The sequence below is a fragment of the Planktothrix sp. FACHB-1355 genome, from assembly GCF_014748295.1.
GTDB lineage: Bacteria > Cyanobacteriota > Cyanobacteriia > Cyanobacteriales > Aerosakkonemataceae > Aerosakkonema > Aerosakkonema funiforme_A.
This window is the reverse complement of record NZ_JACJUP010000024.1, coordinates 1-16777: the sequence shown is the minus strand read 5'-3', so window position 1 is coordinate 16777 and position 16777 is coordinate 1. Positions and strand designations below refer to the sequence as shown.

Genomic DNA, 16777 nt, shown 5'->3' with positions numbered 1-16777 from the left:
TAGTACTGGTGTCATTATTATCTATGACATCAAAGAAAGTCACTTCCCTTCTCTAAGTTTCGGTGGCGGCTACAACGAAGATATCGGAATTTACGGTACGTTTGGCTATCGGGATGCCAATATAGCAGGTCTCAACCAGCAACTGCGCGGTAGACTACAGGTGAGCGCCAAAGACGCCCAGTTTGATGTCCAGTTTACCGATCCTTATCGCGCCAGCGAACCAAATCGTTTGGGTTACAGTGTAAGAGCTTTTCGTCGTCGCACTTTCTCTCGTACTTTCGGGGATGAAATCGATCTGCCTAACGACGATGATGCCAGGGAAGGAAGATTTGGCGGTTCTGTGTCGGTTTTGCGGTCTTTCAATGATTGGGATGCGGCGCTGGGTTTGAATTACACGCGCATCAGCATTCGCGATGACAACTGGCGAGTTTCGCCCATCGATGAGTTGGGTAATCCTTTATCTCTTAGCGGTCAGGGTATTGACGATTTGGTAACGGTGTCTTTTGCTGTAACTAGAGATACACGCGATCGGCGCTTATATCCGAGTACCGGTTCGATTTTCTCTCTCAGCACCGAACAGTCGATTCCGATCGGACTTGGCGATGTTTTAATCAACCGATTGCGGGCTAACTATATCCAGTATGTCCCGGTCAGCTTGGTGGGCAGGGGTAGACCGGCTCAATATCCGGAATTGACAGAAATGCTGGCTTTTAATTTGCAGGCCGGTACTATACTGGGGGAATTTCCACCCGCTGAGGCGTTTAATCTGGGCGGCACAAATTCTGTGCGCGGCTATGGTGGGGGTGGGGTAGGCAGCGGTCGCAGTTATGGTTTAGCTTCTTTTGAATATCGTTTCCCGATCGTTTGGCGTGTGGGAGGAGTTGTGTTTGCCGATTTCGCGTCGGATTTCGGTTCTGGGGATACGGTGCTGGGGGAACCCGGGCCGATCCGCGACAAACCTGGAAGCGGTTTTGGCTACGGACTGGGATTGCGAGTGCGATCGCCTTTTGGCCTAATTCGGGCTGACTTCGGCATTAGCGATCGCGGCGACAACAGTTTGGAAATCTCTTTCGGTCAGCGCTTTTAATGAAAATGGCAGGAAATGGGAAATGCTTTACATTTTATCTCATTCCCATTCCCGATTGCCCATTTGCCAGAAACATGAACTTTTCTAAAGCTCGTCACTCATTCTGCGATTTGGCAACCCCTAGTTGCTTAGAATATGAGCTTAAGTTCTTCTGTAGATTTTCAGAGAAACAGGAATAATAAGTATGGCCGATCCTAGAGACGCAGAGGTTGTAAAAGCCTATAACGGAGACCCGTTTGTCGGAAATCTCTCCACCCCTATTAGCGATTCCGCTTTTACCAGAGCTTTCATCGGTAATCTTCCTGCTTACCGCAAAGGTATATCTCCACTCCAGCGGGGACTGGAAATTGGCTTGGCTCACGGCTATTTCATAATTGGCCCCTGGGTTAAGTTCGGTGCATTACGCGATTATGGAGAGGCTGCCAATCTGGGCGGATTGATTTGCGGTCTAGCTTTGATTCTCATCGCCACTGCCTGTATGTCCGTTTACGGCATCGCCTCTTTCCAAGATCAAAAGAACATTCCCAACTCCAATCCTCAAGCACCCGACCAATGGAAAACTGCTGAAGGCTGGAGCCAAGTTACAACCGGTTTCTTTGTGGGTGCGATGGGTGGCGCTTTCGTTGCCTACTTCCTGCTGGAAAACTTCAATGTCGTAGATGCGATTTTCCGGGGTATAGTTCATCACTAAACCCTATTTTAGGTAGACTGGCAGGCGCGATCGGAGCGTTTGCCGGACAGACGATCGGCTGCTAATGCGATCGCAAAGGTCAACACAGCCGGCACGCGATTTAGTACTTTGTGCAGTCGAGTCATAACTGACTGAAAGTCGATCGGCGACTTGTTCGTTAAAAACTTCGTTGTCGGGCAATTTCTGATTTTCGTGTTTGAAAGTCGGTTTAGCTAATTTTAAGTCAAAGGTTAGATGTCTGAATTGAATTTAGGCAGTACCTCCGATCGATAGCAGCCCGATAACTTTGAACGCAATAGTTTACCCTTCTTGGAGATTTTGACATGACAGGTTCATACGCAGCTTCATACTTGCCCTGGATTCTCATCCCCGTAATTACCTGGCTGTTACCTGCTGTGGTAATGGGTCTTTTGTTTATCTACATTGAAAGCGATGCTGCTTAATAGCAGTTTGATGAGATTGCCGATTTCAGTAAGCTGAAATTCTCAACAATCCCTTGCCTGCGGGTAGGGGATTTTTTGATTAAGTTTTAATATAATTTTGAGGCGATCGCTCAAAATTATAGCCAACTTTTCTTTTCTATATAAATGTCTCGCAGATTTTGCAACCCTGTTTCAGACAGCAGCGATTTTACTGAATTGACTATTTTGCCCCACTCCAACAGTTCGCTCTCCCAAACAGCTTGTTGAAACTGGTGAGTATAAAAATTTTGCCAGAATTCTGTTGCGGGTTTCTTTCGCCAGCGTTTGTGCCAAAATACAAAATCCGTTACTGTGGGTGGGTTTACTGCCGAAATTGGCGGAAAATCGGCATAGCTGACAAATCGGCTTACGCCTTTGCCGTGTACGTGAACTACATACCGCAAGCAAGTAATTCGATAAATATCCTCAAAATCAATACCGAACATCATCGCAGCGGTTTCTTCTGTGATAAATCTGGCTAATGGATGAAGTATCGGCGACTTATGAACTATTTTTGATTCTCGGATTTGATAACGTGGCAAATCGATCGTACTTGCCAATTCTTGCTCTGGAATTGATACCATAATATTTGACTCCTCTGGGTTTTTTGTATTTGACTTGACTCCTTTGGGGAGTTTCAGCGATCGCTCTGGAGTTTGTTATACTGGGGAGCGATCGCTTTTAAACATATAAATATTAAAAGCAAAATCTTGTCATTTGTCAATATGAGCGCGGGTTTGGTGAGGTTGCGGGTTAAAGAGTTAGCTGACGAGAAGGGTTGGACGCTCAAAGAAGTGGCCGATCGCTCTGGCGTAGGCTACAGCACGATCCGAAACTACGCCCGTTCACCTGGCATGGCAATGGTTGATTTTGCTGCCCTATACAAGTTGGCACGCACTTTCGATGTGATGATTGAGGAATTGGTGGAAATTTTGGACGATTAAGCGATCGCCTACTCTTCCCATCTATCATCAGTATAGATTTTTCGCTTAAGCGTGTCAATACCTGTTTAAGCACGTCACTTAAACTAAACAACAGATGCTAAGATTTAGGCGATGTAGTCAATAATTATTTTTGTGCCTAGAGCTAGTACAGCGATCGGTGTGAGTCCGGTAATTAAAGACATAGTTCAGAAAAAAGCGCGATCGACCAGATTGACGCTCAAAGAAGTTATTTTAATGGGTATGCTAGCAATTGATGAATTAGACGAGCAACATCGTCAAGAGCTAGCCGATAAGGTACATCTGATGCAACTTAATGGAGAAATTTGAGAAGATTTTAATAGAGATTAGCTGGTGCGATCGGTCTGGTGTGTAACTGTCTGTACAAGCAAGCGCTCGCACTTGCCAAATTTTAAGCGACAAAGATCGCTACTGAAGCTAACTTCACAGACAAAATATCGTTAAATCAGCAGGCCACTTGCACTTTGAGACTTTCCCAAGTTTCAGAGTCAATATTCAGCCCATATCCTATTTCTTGAACGAGCTTATATACCCTTGGATTCATTCGTAAGTTTTCCTCGCTAAGAATATCGCAAAGGGTCTCGAATGCTAACCTCCACTCGCCTGCGTTTATGTCCGAACGTATAAAATTTATTTGATTTTCTGACAGTTCTTCACTGACAAAAAAAAGGGCTTCGTTTAGTTTATCTACAATAATTTTATAGTCAAGCATTGGTATCAATACTAGGGGTTAGGAGGTATGTTAGTTGGGTAAGCTGTAACGATACCTTGTCCATCAGGTTCTACAATCACCATAATATCAACATTATCTCTAGTACCTTCAACTTGCCACCTAACTGGTTTACCATTTTTTGTATATTTTGCACCCGGTTTTCCAGTACGTTGAGTCCATTGCGAATTTGGATCTTTGACTATTTCACAGATATAGTCCAACGTTTGCCGATCATCCCATCGGCTCGGAAATTCACTCTTTCCAGAAATACCTCTACCTGCACCATAACCACCCCCACTTGAGTCACCATCTAAAATGTGTGTGCGTTGTCTAGGGTGGATCTGAGCTAAAGCGTTAAGGGCAATTTTGCAAGCCGGACTTGATTTGGTCATTGGTTTCATTATTTTGGAATCAAAGTGTACAGTTATGGTGTTGTCCATCGAATCCATTGGGACATACCTCCTGAGTTTGCTAGGGACAAGTAAAAAACAAAAAAGAGGACGATACCAGCGGCTAAGTATGCTGGCAATCGCCCTCTTCAAAATTTTTTTTCTTATTAAGTATATATTAGCAAATTTTATCAATATCAACAAAAATCCCCCGCCCGAAGGCAGGGGATTTTCTAATTACCTAACAACGAGGTTATTCAATTGAGGACATCAACCGAACTTACCAGCAGTAGAGGCAATTAGGAATGCCGCGTAGGTAAGGACATAACCAACAGCGAAGTGGGTTAAACCAACCAAACGAGCTTGAACGATCGACAGCGCAACTGGCTTGTCTTTCCAACGAACCAAGTTCGCTAGAGGAGTGCGTTCGTGAGCCCAAACGAGGGTTTCGATCAACTCTTGCCAGTAACCGCGCCAGCTAATCAAGAACATGAAGCCGGTAGCCCAAACCAGGTGTCCGAAGAGGAACATCCAAGCCCAGATCGACAAGTTATTCATGCCGTAAGGGTTGTAGCCATTGATCAGCTGAGCCGAGTTCAGCCAGAGGTAATCCCGCAGCCAGCCCATGAGGTAAGTAGAGGACTCATTAAACTGTGCCACGTTGCCTTGCCAAATACCCAGATGCTTCCAGTGCCAGTAGAAGGTTACCCAACCGATGGTGTTTAGCATCCAGAACATAGAGAGGTAGAACGAATCCCAAGCAGAGATGTCGCAAGTGCCGCCACGACCGGGGCCATCGCAAGGGAAGGCATAGCCGAAGTCTTTCTTGTCGGGCATCAGCTTGGAACCGCGTGCATCCAACGCACCCTTAACGAGGATCAGAGTGGTGGTGTGCAGACCGAGAGCGATCGCATGGTGTACCAAGAAATCGCCAGGGCCAATGGTGAGAAACAGAGAGTTAGTGCCTGCATTGATTGCATCCAACCAACCTGGTAACCAGACGTTGCCGTGGTTAGGCCAAGCGGTGCTGGCAATACTGTCTGGATTGGACAGCAGCACATTCATGCCATACAGCACTTTCCCGTTAGCCGACTGAACGAACTGTGCAAACACCGGTTCGATCAGGATTTGCTTTTCAGGAGTTCCGAAAGCTACTACCACATCGTTGTGGACGTACAAGCCCAAGGTGTGGAAACCCAGGAACAGAGACACCCACGAGAGGTGAGAGATGATTGCCTCTTTGTGCTGTAGGACTCGATCGAGTACGTTGCCTTTGTTTTGTTCGGGGTCGTAGTCACGCACCAAGAAGATAGCTCCGTGGGCGAAAGCACCGACCATGATGAAACCAGCAATGTATTGGTGGTGAGTGTACAGCGCTGCCTGAGTGGTGAAGTCCTGCGCCAAGAAAGCGTAGGGAGGCATCGAGTACATATGCTGAGCCACCAAGGAGGTGATTACACCCAAGCAAGCTAAGTGCCAACCCAACTGGAAGTGCAAGGAGTTGTTGTAGGTGTCATAAATGCCTTGGTGAGGCATATTGAACGGTCCTTCAACCTTCGTGCCAAAGAAATCTTTGGCATTCATCATTTCCTTGATGCTGTGACCGATTCCGAAGTTCGTCCGGTACATATGACCGGCGATGATGAACAGGACTGCGATCGCCAAGTGGTGATGGGCGATATCCGTTAGCCACAGGGACTGAGTTTGGGGATGGAAACCACCCAAGAACGTCAGAATTGCCGTTCCCGAACCTTCCGAAGTCCCGAAGATCTGTCCGGCGGTGTCTGGGTTCTGGGCATATACACCCCAGTTGCCTGTAAAGAACGGAGCCAGACCTGCTGGGTGTGGCAGAGTAGTCAGGAAGTTATCCCAACCTACGTGCTGTCCGCGTGCTTCCGGGATTGCAACGTGAACCAAGTGGCCTGTCCAAGCCAGCGAGCTAACACCGAACAAACCAGCCAGGTGGTGGTTCAGACGGGATTCAGCGCTCTTGAACCAAGAGAGGCTGGGGCGGAACTTGGGTTGTAAGTGCAACCAACCTGCGAACAAGAACACAGCTGCCAGGAGCAGGAGGAACAACGCGCCTTGATACAGGTCATTGTTTGTCCGCATACCGATCGTGTACCACCACTGATACACACCGGAGTAGGAAATGTTTACCGGATAGTTAGCCCCACCTTGGGTGAAAGCTTCTACTGCCGGTGCGCCAAATTGCGGATCCCAGATCGCGTGTGCTATGGGACGAACATTTAGCGGGTCTTTGATCCACTGTTCAAAGTTACCTTGCCAGGCTACGTGGAACAGGTTGCCGGAAGTCCACAGGAAGATGATTGCTACGTGGCCGAAGTGGGAAGCGAAGATCTTTTGGTAAAGATTCTCTTCTGTCATGCCATCGTGGCTTTCAAAGTCGTGGGCCGTGGCTATCCCGTACCAAATCCGACGTGTTGTCGGGTCTTGCGCGAGATCCTGGCTAAATTTTGGGAATTTAGTCGCCATCTTTAAGTCCTTCTCGCATTTCCTCAGTTATTGTTCATTGTTCGCCATTCATTGCTCCTTGTTCGTTATTGTTTGTTCGTTTCAACGAACTGGGAACAATGAATCGCGAACATGAACTATCTAGCCCAGTGAAAGTGTGCGAGCTAGGAAGAACGCCCATGTGGTTGCGATTCCTCCCAGGAGGTAGTGAGCCACCCCCACAGCCCGACCTTGAACGATGCTCAGGGCGCGAGGCTGAATGGATGGAGCCACTTTCAGCTTATTGTGCGCCCACACAATCGATTCGATCAACTCTTGCCAGTAGCCGCGACCGCTGAACAAGAACATCAAGCTGAATGCCCAGACGAAGTGAGCGCCCAAGAAGATCAGACCGTAGGCAGACAGAGCCGTGCCGTAGGACTGAATTACCTGAGAAGCTTGAGCCCACAAGAAATCGCGCAACCAACCGTTGATCGTCAGCGCACTTTGGGCAAAGTTACCACCTGCAATGTGAGATACGGTGCCATCTGGGTCAATAGTACCCCATACATCGGATTGCATTTTCCAGCTGAAGTGGAAAAGTACTACCGAGATGCTGTTGTACATCCAGAACAGACCCAAGAATACGTGATCCCAACCGGATACTTGGCAAGTACCGCCGCGACCGGGGCCATCACAAGGGAAGCGGAAACCCAAATTAGCCTTGTCTGGAATCAGACGAGAGCTGCGGGCGAACAGAACGCCCTTGAGCAGGATCAGAACGGTAACGTGGATGGTGAAAGCGTGGATGTGGTGAACTAAGAAGTCCGCCGTTCCCAGCGCGATCGGCATCATTGCCACCTTACCGCCTACAGCCACAATCCCGCCCCCAAAGGCATAGCTTACAGGCTGAAGCGCATTGGGAGCTGTAGCGCCCGGAGCCAAAGTGTGAATATTTTGTACCCACTGAGCAAATACGGGCTGTAACTGGATCGCCGTATCCGAGAACATATCTTGGGGGCGACCGAAAGCACGCATCGTGTCGTTATGGACGTACAAGCCGAAGCTGTGGAAGCCCAAGAACATACACACCCAGTTCAGGTGAGAAATGATGGCGTCGCGGTGACGGAGAACGCGATCGAGCAAGTTGTTTTGGTGTACTACCGGATCGTAGTCCCGCACCATGAAGATTGCTGCGTGAGCTGCTGCTCCCACGATTAGGAAGCCTCCAATCCACATATGGTGTGTGAACAGGGACAGCTGAGTCGCGTAGTCTATCGCTTGGTAAGGATAGGGTGGCATGGCGTACATATGGTGCGCCACGATGATGGATAGAGAACCCATCCACTGGAGGTTCCAAGACAGCTGAGCGTGCCAGGAAGTTGTGAATACTTCATACATTCCCTTGTGGCCTTCGCCGGTGAAGGGACCTTTATGAGCTTCTAGAACTTCCTTAAAGCTGTGACCGATACCCCAGTTCGTCCGGTAGAAGTGTCCGGCAATAATGAACAGTACTGCGATTGCCAGGTGGTGGTGTGCTGTATCTGTCAACCACAAGCTACCGGTTACTGGGTTCAATCCGCCCTTGAAAGTGAGGAAGTCGGCATACTGACCCCAGTTCAGGGTAAAGAAAGGCACTAAGCCTTGTTTGAAACTGGGATAAATCTGCGCGATCAAGTCACGGTTCAAGATGAACTCGTGGGGCAAAGGAATATCTCCCGGAGCCACACCAGAATCAAGTAGCTGGTTTGTCGGCAACGATACGTGGATTTGGTGACCTGCCCACCCCAGAGAACCGCAGCCTAGCAACCCAGCCAGGTGGTGGTTCATCATCGACTCCACGTTTTGGAACCATTCCAATTTGGGAGCCCGCTTGTGATAGTGGAACCAACCGGCGAACAGCATCAGAGCTGCCATTACCAGTCCACCGATCGCCGTGCAATACAGTTGGAAGGTATTCGTGAAGCCTGCGGCACGCCACATATAGAACAGACCCGAAGTGATCTGAATTCCGTGGAAGCCGCCACCTACATCAGCATTAAGAATTCCTTGACCTACGATCGGCCACACAACCTGGGCACTCGGTTTAATGCCCGTTGGGTTAGCAAGCCAAGCTTCGTAGTTCGAGAAGCGAGCGCCATGAAAATACATGCCGCTCAACCAGACAAAAATGACAGCCAAGTGACCGAAGTGTGCGCTGAAAATCTTACGCGATATATCTTCTAGGTCACTGGTATGGGTATCGAAATCATGGGCGTTCGCATGGAGATTCCAAATCCAGGTTGTGGTTTTTGGACCTCTGGCCAGAGTGCGATCGAAATGTCCAGGCTGAGCCCACTTTTCAAACGTAGTGGGAACCGGATCTTTATCGACTACAACCCTTGCCTTTGCTTCCCGCTCCGGAGGACTTACAGCCATGAAGACTCTCCTCTCTTTTTACAAGGCACGAGCATTGACTCGTCTGAACTCACTCTTGAGGATTGTAAACTGAGGAGCTCCGCTTTACTTGCAATTAAGACGACTGCCAACTCTTACAAGCTTTTGGGGCCGCTTTAATTGCCTGCGGTAGTTCCTTCTGTTGAATTATAGGACTTGCTTCCCAACCTGTTTGTCAGCACTTAACAATAATTCAAATTGGCTAGAGCGAAGACATACACTAGCTTTTACCCTATAACTATTGGTTAAAAAGTCAAGAGGTATTTCGATTTAGTTAATAAAACTCAATAATTAGTTAACATTAAGCGTCAAATAGGGGAGCCGAAGCTAATAATTAGAAGTGTTTGAGCCTTTTGGGCTATAGTCTCCTATGGACGGCTTGTAGGGTCGGCTTTTATCCAGAGCCATAAAGGTAAAAAATAACTTATATAAAACCGTCCCATATGTATAGCTTGTTTAGGAGCTTTGTAGCGTGCTTGATACAAACTGGCAGCAAAGGGCTGGAAAAGCGCTAGTCACATCATTCTTAATAGCGGGAATACTTGTTTTGAGTTTGACGGGCTGTGGCGGTCGCACATCCACATCAGGGACACCTGGGAACTTAAATACCGCACCAAACCAAAACGCACCGAAAATTGCCGAAGTGTCTCCGCCTCAAGTCATTCAAGAGCTGCGTCAGGCATTGGAAACTTACCAGCCCCAGGTAAGTATTGTCAGTCCTCAACCCAACGAGGTATTAAACGATAACACTGTCACAGTGCGATTCCAGGTTCAAGACTTGCCGATCTTCAAAAATCCAGAACTAGGTCTTGGCCCCCATCTGCAAGTCTTCCTGGACAACCAACCCTACCAGGGAATTTATGACCCCAACGAGCCTTTAATTTATAAAGATTTAGCCCCCGGTACTCACACACTCAGGGTTTTTGCCTCTCGTCCTTGGCACGAAAGTTTCAAGAATGAGGGAGCTTATGCCCAAACTACATTCCATATATTTACTAAGACAGATGACAATAACCCCGACCCGGCTGAGCCACTGTTAACCTACAGTCGTCCTCAAGCCAGTTACGGGGCAGAGCCAATCATGCTGGACTTCTACCTCACCAACGCTCCACTGCATCTGGTAGCACAAGAAGATCCTCAAGACAATATTTCAGATTGGCGGATTCGTTGTACCATCAACGGCGAAAGCTTCATCATCGATCGGTGGCAACCAATTTATTTAACAGGTTTTCAACCAGGGAAAAACTGGGTACAACTGGAATTGCTCGATGAACAAGGCAACCCAGTCAAAAACGCCTTTAACAATACAGTTCGTCTAATTACCTACGAACCAAACGGAAACGATACGCTTTCCCGCCTTGTTAGAGGGCAACTTTCCGCAGCCGATGCTCGTGGCATAGTCGATCGCAACTATATCGCCAAACAACCAGAACCAGAACCCACACCTGAACCAGCAGTAGAAGCTACACCTACACCCGATTCAGCAGTAGAAGCCACACCCACACTTGAGCCGACACCGGAATCAGTACCTTTGGTTACTCCTGCACCCGAAGTCATACCACCATCCGAACCATCGCAAGAGGAACCAACGAAAGCAGAAACTGATAGAGAAGCCAGCAAATCAGCCGAAACACAGCTAACAGAACCCAAACCAATACAAACACCCCAACCGAGTGAATACTTGAATCGCTTTCAGCGTCCGGATACTATTACAGAACCAACACAGCCTAAAGCAGTCGAAAAACCGGGATTTGGCGGATTTTTTAATCGCTTCCGACGTCCGCAAATAATTAAGCCTTCTCCTACACCACCAGAAGCGATCGAAACACCAACGCCTCCATTAATTCCTACTCCACCAACTCCTTCTCCAGAAACGGTATCCGCGCCTCAAACTGAGGTAGCACCAACTCCCTCGCCAGAAACTGTACCCGTACCTCAAACTGAGGTAGTACCAACTCCGTCAGGAGAAACTGTACCCGCACCTCAAACTGAGATAGCACCAACTCCGACCGCAGAAACTTTACCTCCACCATTACCCGAAACATCCGAAACTTTAGAACAGGATCTGGCTAAATCCGAGAAAGGAGAATCTAAAGATAGCGAAAATGCCGATCGCATCGAAACCAATTCTGCTACTGAGGCGTCACCATCGGCAGATTTGCCACCGACTTTACCTGAAATAATAGAAACCCCAACTCCACAGCCAATTACACCTGAACTACAGCCATCTCAACTAGAAACCTCTTCTCCACCTCAAATTGAGGCAAGTGAAACGAACGGATTAGAAACCACCCCTGTACCCCAAGCAGAAGCAACTGATACAACAAATGGGAATTCGGGGACATCAGATCTAGAAGCAAAATCGAGCGGATTACCTGCTAGCGAGGCAAGTCCAACTATTCTTGAGGTAAAATCTTCACCCAACTTGCCACCTACACTGCCAGAAATAATCGAAACATCGACTCCTGAGTTAAAAACTCCTCACCCATCGACTTCTGGATCGGAAACTCTAGCGGAATCTAAGGCTGATGAAATTAAAATTCCGGAGGCAAAATCTAATCAACCAAATCGAACTGCACAAGAAGCGCCCAACGAAGAAAAAATAAACCAATTTTTACGGTTCTTCCAGCCGTTTAGGCGTTCACCTAGTTCACTGTCTACACCAGCAACTGTGACACAGCCTATAATAAGCGCTCCCAGACCTACTGTTCCAATTACCCAAGCTACACAACAGCCAGAGGTTCCCACTTCTGAGATAGAGAAATCGGAAACATCACAACCGACTTCAGAAGTGCCATCCGTTACTGAACGCTCAGAGACACCCGCAGATGGCAGAGCAGCTGATGTAGTAACGGAAACTTAAACTAGACTTTGGCCGCAACTGCACTTGCCAGCGCGATCGCCATAAAACGACTTACGCAGAATATCTGAATGTAGGGTCAATTCATAAATTGACCCTAGTGCGTAACTCCTGAATAAAATCACTGCGGGCGATCGCATTTATGTAGGCTAGAAACCCAGTTTCTTGAATAAAGCGGGTTTTTTTCAGCTCCTAACCTGAAAATAGCTGTATTCTTGACTTCGGTAAAAGCGATCTGCCCTAACCTACCCAACGACAGCAAAATCAGTACGCCTACTTAGTTAACTTGTAGCGTTAACCACTCAGGAAACTTTGGCTTGGGTAAAGAAATTTGAAGCTATGCTATGGGATATTGCCCTAATTGAAGGAGATCCTATGCCACCTCGCGTCAGAGCCCCAGAACTGCCTCAAAACTATCCTTGGCTTAATACCGATCGCCCCTTATCCCTCCAGCAACTCAAAGGGCGAGTCGTACTACTTGACTTTTGGACATATTGCTGTATAAATTGCCTACACGTTTTACCCGACTTAAAATTTTTAGAACAAAAATATAAAGACAGCCTTACCGTCATAGGTGTCCATTCAGCAAAATTTGAGAACGAGAAAGAAGTTGAAAACATCCGTCAAGCTATCCTGCGCTACGATATCGAACATCCAGTCATAGTTGACAGCGGCTTTAGAGTCTGGGAACACTATGCAGTGAGAGCGTGGCCAACTTTAATACTCATCGATCCGGAAGGGTACTGTGTTGGTAGCGTATCCGGTGAAGGTCATCGGGAAACACTAGACGACCTGATTTCACAGTTAATTCAGGCACACCAACAGAAAGGAACTATTAATTTTCAAGAAATTACTGTGGCTTTAGAAAAACAGCGACAACGATTAACCGCACCCCTGGCTTTTCCCGGCAAAGTTTTGGCAAGCGAAAACGGGATTGGCGGTCAGTGGTTATTTATCGCAGACTCCGGCCATCATCGCATCGTTGTAAGTACTTTAGATGGAGAAGTGCTACATCTAATCGGTACGGGAAAACCAGGTTTAAGCGATGGTTCCTTTAGCGAAGCTCAGTTTTTTGGCCCCCAAGGAATGGCTTTTGATGAAGAAAATCGGATTCTCTACGTTGCCGATACGGAAAATCATACTTTGCGTCGGATTGATTTTCAAAGCCAAACAGTTGAAACTATCGCAGGCACAGGCGAACAAAGCCATAATATTCGGCCTCACAGCGGAGTTGGTTTGGAAACTCCCTTGAATTCCCCTTGGGATTTGCTCAAACTGGCTAATAGCCTTTTCATTGCAATGGCTGGCTCTCACCAGGTTTGGGAAATGGGTCTGGACACAGGTATTGTGCAAACTTATGCTGGTACGGGTGCAGAATCTTGCGTTGATGGCGCTCGTCAAGAGTCCGCTTTTTCGCAACCGAGCGGGATTAGTACAGATGGAAGAGAATTATATATCGCCGATAGCGAAATCAGCTCGATTCGTGCTGTCGGACTCGGAGACATAGATAAAGTGAGAACTGTCTGCGGTAGTGGGGAATTATTCGGTTTTGGGGATGAGGATGGCATTGGATCGAAAGTAAGACTACAGCATTGTCTGGGTGTAGAATATGCACCAGATTACCTTTGGGTAGCCGATACTTATAACCACAAAATTAAGCGAGTTGACCCTCACACTGGCAAGTGTCTAACGATGCTAGGCGATGGTAAACAGGAGTTGAAAGATGGTCAAGGTCTAGATTGTAGCTTTTTTGAACCATCCGGTCTAAGTGCGATCGCAACACATCTTTTTATTGCCGATACGAACAACCATGTTATCCGTCGTGTGGAACTGGATACTCTTAATGTCACCACCCTTCATTTTCCCGGCTTGTGTGCGCCAGATGTCTGCGTTCCTGCTACCTAAGAGTATCTTTAGAAACTAACAGCCACATTATTCTGTCTATATCCTCTATTTCACCGACAATTCGTCGTATCGGTCGAGGCCAAACCTTAACCAGAGTGGGTGTGGCAGAAATCTGGTCAGCTTCTGCTTGTTCTGGATGCTTAAAAACATCAATAACTTTTAAAGTGTAAGGCTGGTATAGAGATTGCTCTAGAAGCTTATGTAAAGTTTGCAGAATTCTTTCTGTAGTGCTGTTGTGACCGGAAACAAACAGACGCAGTACGTATCCTTGAGCTTCTGGCGACTTAGGTAAGGGGGAGTACAGTTCTGGCTGGAAACTGGGATGAAGAAGGCTATTTTCAAACCGTACCACTAGATCGTGTTCTTCCCACAGCTGCGGAAATCGATCGCGATAAGTTCCCAACACCATCGGATCGCACAAGTCTTCATGCCAAGGCGCAGTCTGCCAAAGCAATTCCCCGGTTTCAAACACAGCATTCAGAAGTGATTGATACCGTAAAACCGCTGGATAAGCTTCGGCAGAAATACGCACTTGCTTGTTGCGAGGATCTATCCATCTGTCTATAGTCGCTGTATAGCAAGGTACTAAAAAGTGGGGTGGTTCTGTTAAGCCCAAAATTTCTTGCAATCCGGCACATAAATGCAGATGCCATCGATTCTGCTTGTTTGGATCGATGCAGTAAATGAGATCTCCTCCTGGTGTAAAAAGCGCAATCCCTTTAAAAAGTTGCCCTTTGTCAGCGGTCATTGGTCATCAATTATCGGTCATTAGTTAGCGGTCGTTGGTGCCTAGCAATGAGATCGGCAACAAACAAAGGACAAGAAAAAGAGCGTTCTTAGGAATCCTCCTGAGAACGCCAGCAAATACAAAAATTAGACCCGTCCCCGCAGGAATTGAGCCATTTCGTTCGGGGTCGGAGACCTTTCCAAAGCTTCCTCTTCCGTGATCCGGCCTTCCTGATAGAGAGCCAAAAGAGCTTGGTTCATCGTCTGCATACCGTCAAATTTAGATTTGAGCATAACTCCAGTGATTTCCTCATATTTGCCCTGGATGATGTACTCTTTGATCGCATCTGTGTTGATCAGAATGTCGTGGTAAGCTGCACGCTTGCCATCGGTGGTTTTACACAAACCCTGAGCAACTACGGCTACCAGGGATTCGGCGATCGCCACTTTCATGGAATTCTGTTCTTCTGCCGAGTATAGGTTGAGAATCCGTTCAATTGTTTTTACAGCACTGTTGGTATGTAGCGTCCCTGCTACTAAGTGACCCGTTTGTGCAGCTTTAAGCGCCGTGTTAACGGTTTCTTTATCCCGCATTTCCCCTACCAGAATCAAATCCGGGTCTTCCCGCAAAGCCGCTTTCAATGCGTTATCAAATTTTCGGGTATGCTGTCCTACCTCCCGGTGCTTAATTAGAGATTTGCGACTGACGTGGACAAATTCTATGGGGTCTTCGATAGTGATGATGTGCTTGGCCATATTCTTGTTAATGTAATCGATCATGGCCGCCATCGTTGTGGACTTACCAGAACCTGTTGGCCCCGTCACCAAGATTAGACCCTTGTGGTAATGGCAAATATCTTTAAACACTGGAGGCAAGTTTAATTGCTCCATGCTCAAGATATTGTTTGGAATCAAGCGCATCACCATCGCTGGGCCTCTCATAGTACCGAAAACGTTGATGCGGGCCCGCGAGAATTCGTACTGCGTTACTCCATCAAAGTCCAGATGTTCTTCAAATTTTTGAATTTCCTCGTCGCTCATCACCTCCTGCATCCAACTCATAAAAGTTGGGTAATCGACTTCGGGGTATTCCGCGAGAATGATGTCGCCGCGCTTGCGAAAGCGCGGTGCTTCGCCTACACCGACGTGGATATCAGAGATGCCGTTGTCAAAAGCATACCTGACAACTTCTGCTAGAGTTGGCTGCCCTGGCGATCGACCGTTACTCCCCCCTGGTGTCCGTCCGCCAGCGGATGCTGGCGGTGCTGCGGGTGCAGCAGCAGGTGGAGCGGGAGGCTGCTGTCTTGGCGGAGCAGACGGCGCAGCAGGAGGCGCTGGTGGTGCGCCTGCGGCTGTTGGGAAGGGCGGTGGTGGAGCTGCACCCGGAGTCCTTGCCACAGTCGGTGGTGCCCCTGTACTCGGAGGCCGAGAAGTTGTAGGTGGCATACCCGTGCGAGCGGTGTTGGGCATGGCTACAGTTTCTTCTGTTGGTCGCTGAGTTGCTCCCGCAGATGTTTCCGGTCCTGGCATTCGTCTAGCAGGTGGTGGCCCGGGTGGCATCCCCGGTGGCATCCCACGAGAACCGGGTGGAGGTGGCATGGGGGGGCGCTGTGAGTCTGTCATAGGTTTAGTGCTTTACGACGCTATGAAATTTTTCTGGCGATAGAGCGGACACACTTCTATCTCTCTTAAGTTTTCCCATAATTTGGTCCTGTGCATCAGTTTCGTGAAAATATCCGCTAAAATTACAAAAACTAGCTTTTTACAACTTAACTCCCTTCTTAGCCGCCTGGATTACCATTTGTGCGGTTGTGTGTCTGCCATTACAAGCTTATCCTCTGGCTGAGCCGTTAGCTTACGACTGCTACCTCAGTATTAAGCCCCAAGCTCAAAAACAAAGTTAGCTTTGTTTTGGCAGTAGGTATTCCTCTTGTGTTCCTTTGATTTTGCAACAGTTTTCCAGTTTTTTGCAAAACTGATGACAAAATTATGAGAACCACAGCCGGAACTAATAAGAAATATTAAGGAGTTTAGCAGTATGTTCGCAGATTAAGTTTTACTGCCCTTCGCATAATACCTACATCCAAAGACATA

At 47.6% G+C, this 16777-nt stretch carries 14 protein-coding genes; 7 read left to right on the top strand and 7 right to left on the bottom strand.

Going from position 1 to position 16777, the window contains the following annotated elements:
* A partial coding sequence (locus tag H6S82_RS02870) for a BamA/TamA family outer membrane protein (protein WP_191056012.1) occupies positions 1–1087 on the top strand: 1087 nt, incomplete at its 5' end.
* A gap of 184 nt (positions 1088–1271) precedes the next feature.
* Positions 1272–1778, top strand: a complete 507-nt coding sequence (locus H6S82_RS02865) for a photosystem I reaction center protein subunit XI (RefSeq protein ID WP_190462037.1) — start codon at positions 1272–1274, stop codon at positions 1776–1778.
* Between the two features lie 3 nt (positions 1779–1781).
* Here H6S82_RS02865 and H6S82_RS02860 read toward each other — a convergent pair whose 3' ends face one another.
* Complete coding sequence (locus tag H6S82_RS02860; RefSeq protein ID WP_191056011.1) at positions 1782–1958, bottom strand: hypothetical protein; 177 nt, start codon at positions 1956–1958, stop codon at positions 1782–1784.
* Positions 1959–2101: 143 nt separating this feature from the next.
* On the opposite strand from H6S82_RS02860, the gene H6S82_RS02855 reads away from it, so the two are divergent.
* On the top strand, positions 2102–2221 hold the full coding sequence (locus H6S82_RS02855; RefSeq protein WP_190462035.1) for a photosystem I reaction center subunit VIII: 120 nt from the start codon (positions 2102–2104) through the stop codon (positions 2219–2221).
* A gap of 116 nt (positions 2222–2337) precedes the next feature.
* Here the strand turns inward: H6S82_RS02855 and H6S82_RS02850 are convergent, their stop codons facing one another.
* A complete protein-coding gene (locus H6S82_RS02850) occupies positions 2338–2823 on the bottom strand; it encodes a hypothetical protein (RefSeq protein WP_242056791.1) in 486 nt (161 codons plus the stop codon).
* 141 nt (positions 2824–2964) lie between these two features.
* Between H6S82_RS02850 and H6S82_RS02845 the strand changes: the two genes are divergently transcribed.
* Entirely contained in the window at positions 2965–3183 is a 219-nt protein-coding gene (locus H6S82_RS02845) for a helix-turn-helix transcriptional regulator (protein WP_190462091.1), read from the top strand.
* A gap of 132 nt (positions 3184–3315) precedes the next feature.
* A complete protein-coding gene (locus H6S82_RS02840) occupies positions 3316–3510 on the top strand; it encodes a hypothetical protein (protein ID WP_190462033.1) in 195 nt (64 codons plus the stop codon).
* Between the two features lie 414 nt (positions 3511–3924).
* Here H6S82_RS02840 and H6S82_RS02830 read toward each other — a convergent pair whose 3' ends face one another.
* The 3 genes from H6S82_RS02830 to psaA form a co-directional block, all read right to left on the bottom strand.
* On the bottom strand, positions 3925–4305 hold the full coding sequence (locus tag H6S82_RS02830) for an EndoU domain-containing protein (RefSeq protein WP_190462029.1): 381 nt from the start codon (positions 4303–4305) through the stop codon (positions 3925–3927).
* Positions 4306–4572: 267 nt separating this feature from the next.
* A complete protein-coding gene (psaB, locus tag H6S82_RS02825) occupies positions 4573–6798 on the bottom strand; it encodes a photosystem I core protein PsaB (RefSeq protein WP_190462028.1) in 2226 nt (741 codons plus the stop codon).
* A gap of 120 nt (positions 6799–6918) precedes the next feature.
* On the bottom strand, positions 6919–9174 hold the full coding sequence (gene psaA / locus H6S82_RS02820; RefSeq protein ID WP_190462026.1) for a photosystem I core protein PsaA: 2256 nt from the start codon (positions 9172–9174) through the stop codon (positions 6919–6921).
* Between the two features lie 490 nt (positions 9175–9664).
* On the opposite strand from psaA, the gene H6S82_RS34275 reads away from it, so the two are divergent.
* Entirely contained in the window at positions 9665–12055 is a 2391-nt protein-coding gene (locus H6S82_RS34275; RefSeq protein WP_190462024.1) for a hypothetical protein, read from the top strand.
* A 372-nt stretch (positions 12056–12427) separates the two neighbouring features.
* Entirely contained in the window at positions 12428–13957 is a 1530-nt protein-coding gene (locus tag H6S82_RS02810) for a thioredoxin-like domain-containing protein (RefSeq protein ID WP_190462090.1), read from the top strand.
* On the opposite strand, the gene H6S82_RS02805 is transcribed toward H6S82_RS02810, so the two are convergent.
* The gene (locus H6S82_RS02805) at positions 13950–14705 is read right to left on the bottom strand and encodes a circadian clock KaiB family protein (protein WP_190462022.1); all 756 of its coding nucleotides are present in this window, start codon (positions 14703–14705) and stop codon (positions 13950–13952) included. The genes H6S82_RS02810 and H6S82_RS02805 overlap by 8 nt on opposite strands.
* Positions 14706–14830: 125 nt before the next feature.
* Positions 14831–16129 carry a type IV pilus twitching motility protein PilT gene (locus H6S82_RS02800; protein ID WP_322111840.1) on the bottom strand — a complete coding sequence of 433 codons (1299 nt, stop codon included), beginning with the start codon at positions 16127–16129 and terminating at the stop codon, positions 14831–14833.
* Positions 16130–16777 lie beyond the last annotated feature (648 nt).

What these genes read in the sequence shown, in the direction of transcription:
- H6S82_RS02830 (WP_190462029.1), bottom strand. Translation starts at nt 4,305, where the DNA reads ATGACCAAATCAAGTCCGGCTTGCAAAATTGCCCTTAACGCTTTAGCT.
- H6S82_RS02850 (WP_242056791.1), bottom strand. Translation starts at nt 2,823, where the DNA reads ATGGTATCAATTCCAGAGCAAGAATTGGCAAGTACGATCGATTTGCCA.
- H6S82_RS02855 (WP_190462035.1), top strand. Translation starts at nt 2,102, where the DNA reads ATGACAGGTTCATACGCAGCTTCATACTTGCCCTGGATTCTCATCCCC.
- H6S82_RS02865 (WP_190462037.1), top strand. Translation starts at nt 1,272, where the DNA reads ATGGCCGATCCTAGAGACGCAGAGGTTGTAAAAGCCTATAACGGAGAC.
- H6S82_RS02845 (WP_190462091.1), top strand. Translation starts at nt 2,965, where the DNA reads ATGAGCGCGGGTTTGGTGAGGTTGCGGGTTAAAGAGTTAGCTGACGAG.
- psaB (WP_190462028.1), bottom strand. Translation starts at nt 6,798, where the DNA reads ATGGCGACTAAATTCCCAAAATTTAGCCAGGATCTCGCGCAAGACCCG.
- H6S82_RS02800 (WP_322111840.1), bottom strand. Translation starts at nt 16,129, where the DNA reads ATGCCACCTACAACTTCTCGGCCTCCGAGTACAGGGGCACCACCGACT.
- H6S82_RS02805 (WP_190462022.1), bottom strand. Translation starts at nt 14,705, where the DNA reads ATGACCGCTGACAAAGGGCAACTTTTTAAAGGGATTGCGCTTTTTACA.
- H6S82_RS02810 (WP_190462090.1), top strand. Translation starts at nt 12,428, where the DNA reads ATGCCACCTCGCGTCAGAGCCCCAGAACTGCCTCAAAACTATCCTTGG.
- psaA (WP_190462026.1), bottom strand. Translation starts at nt 9,174, where the DNA reads ATGGCTGTAAGTCCTCCGGAGCGGGAAGCAAAGGCAAGGGTTGTAGTC.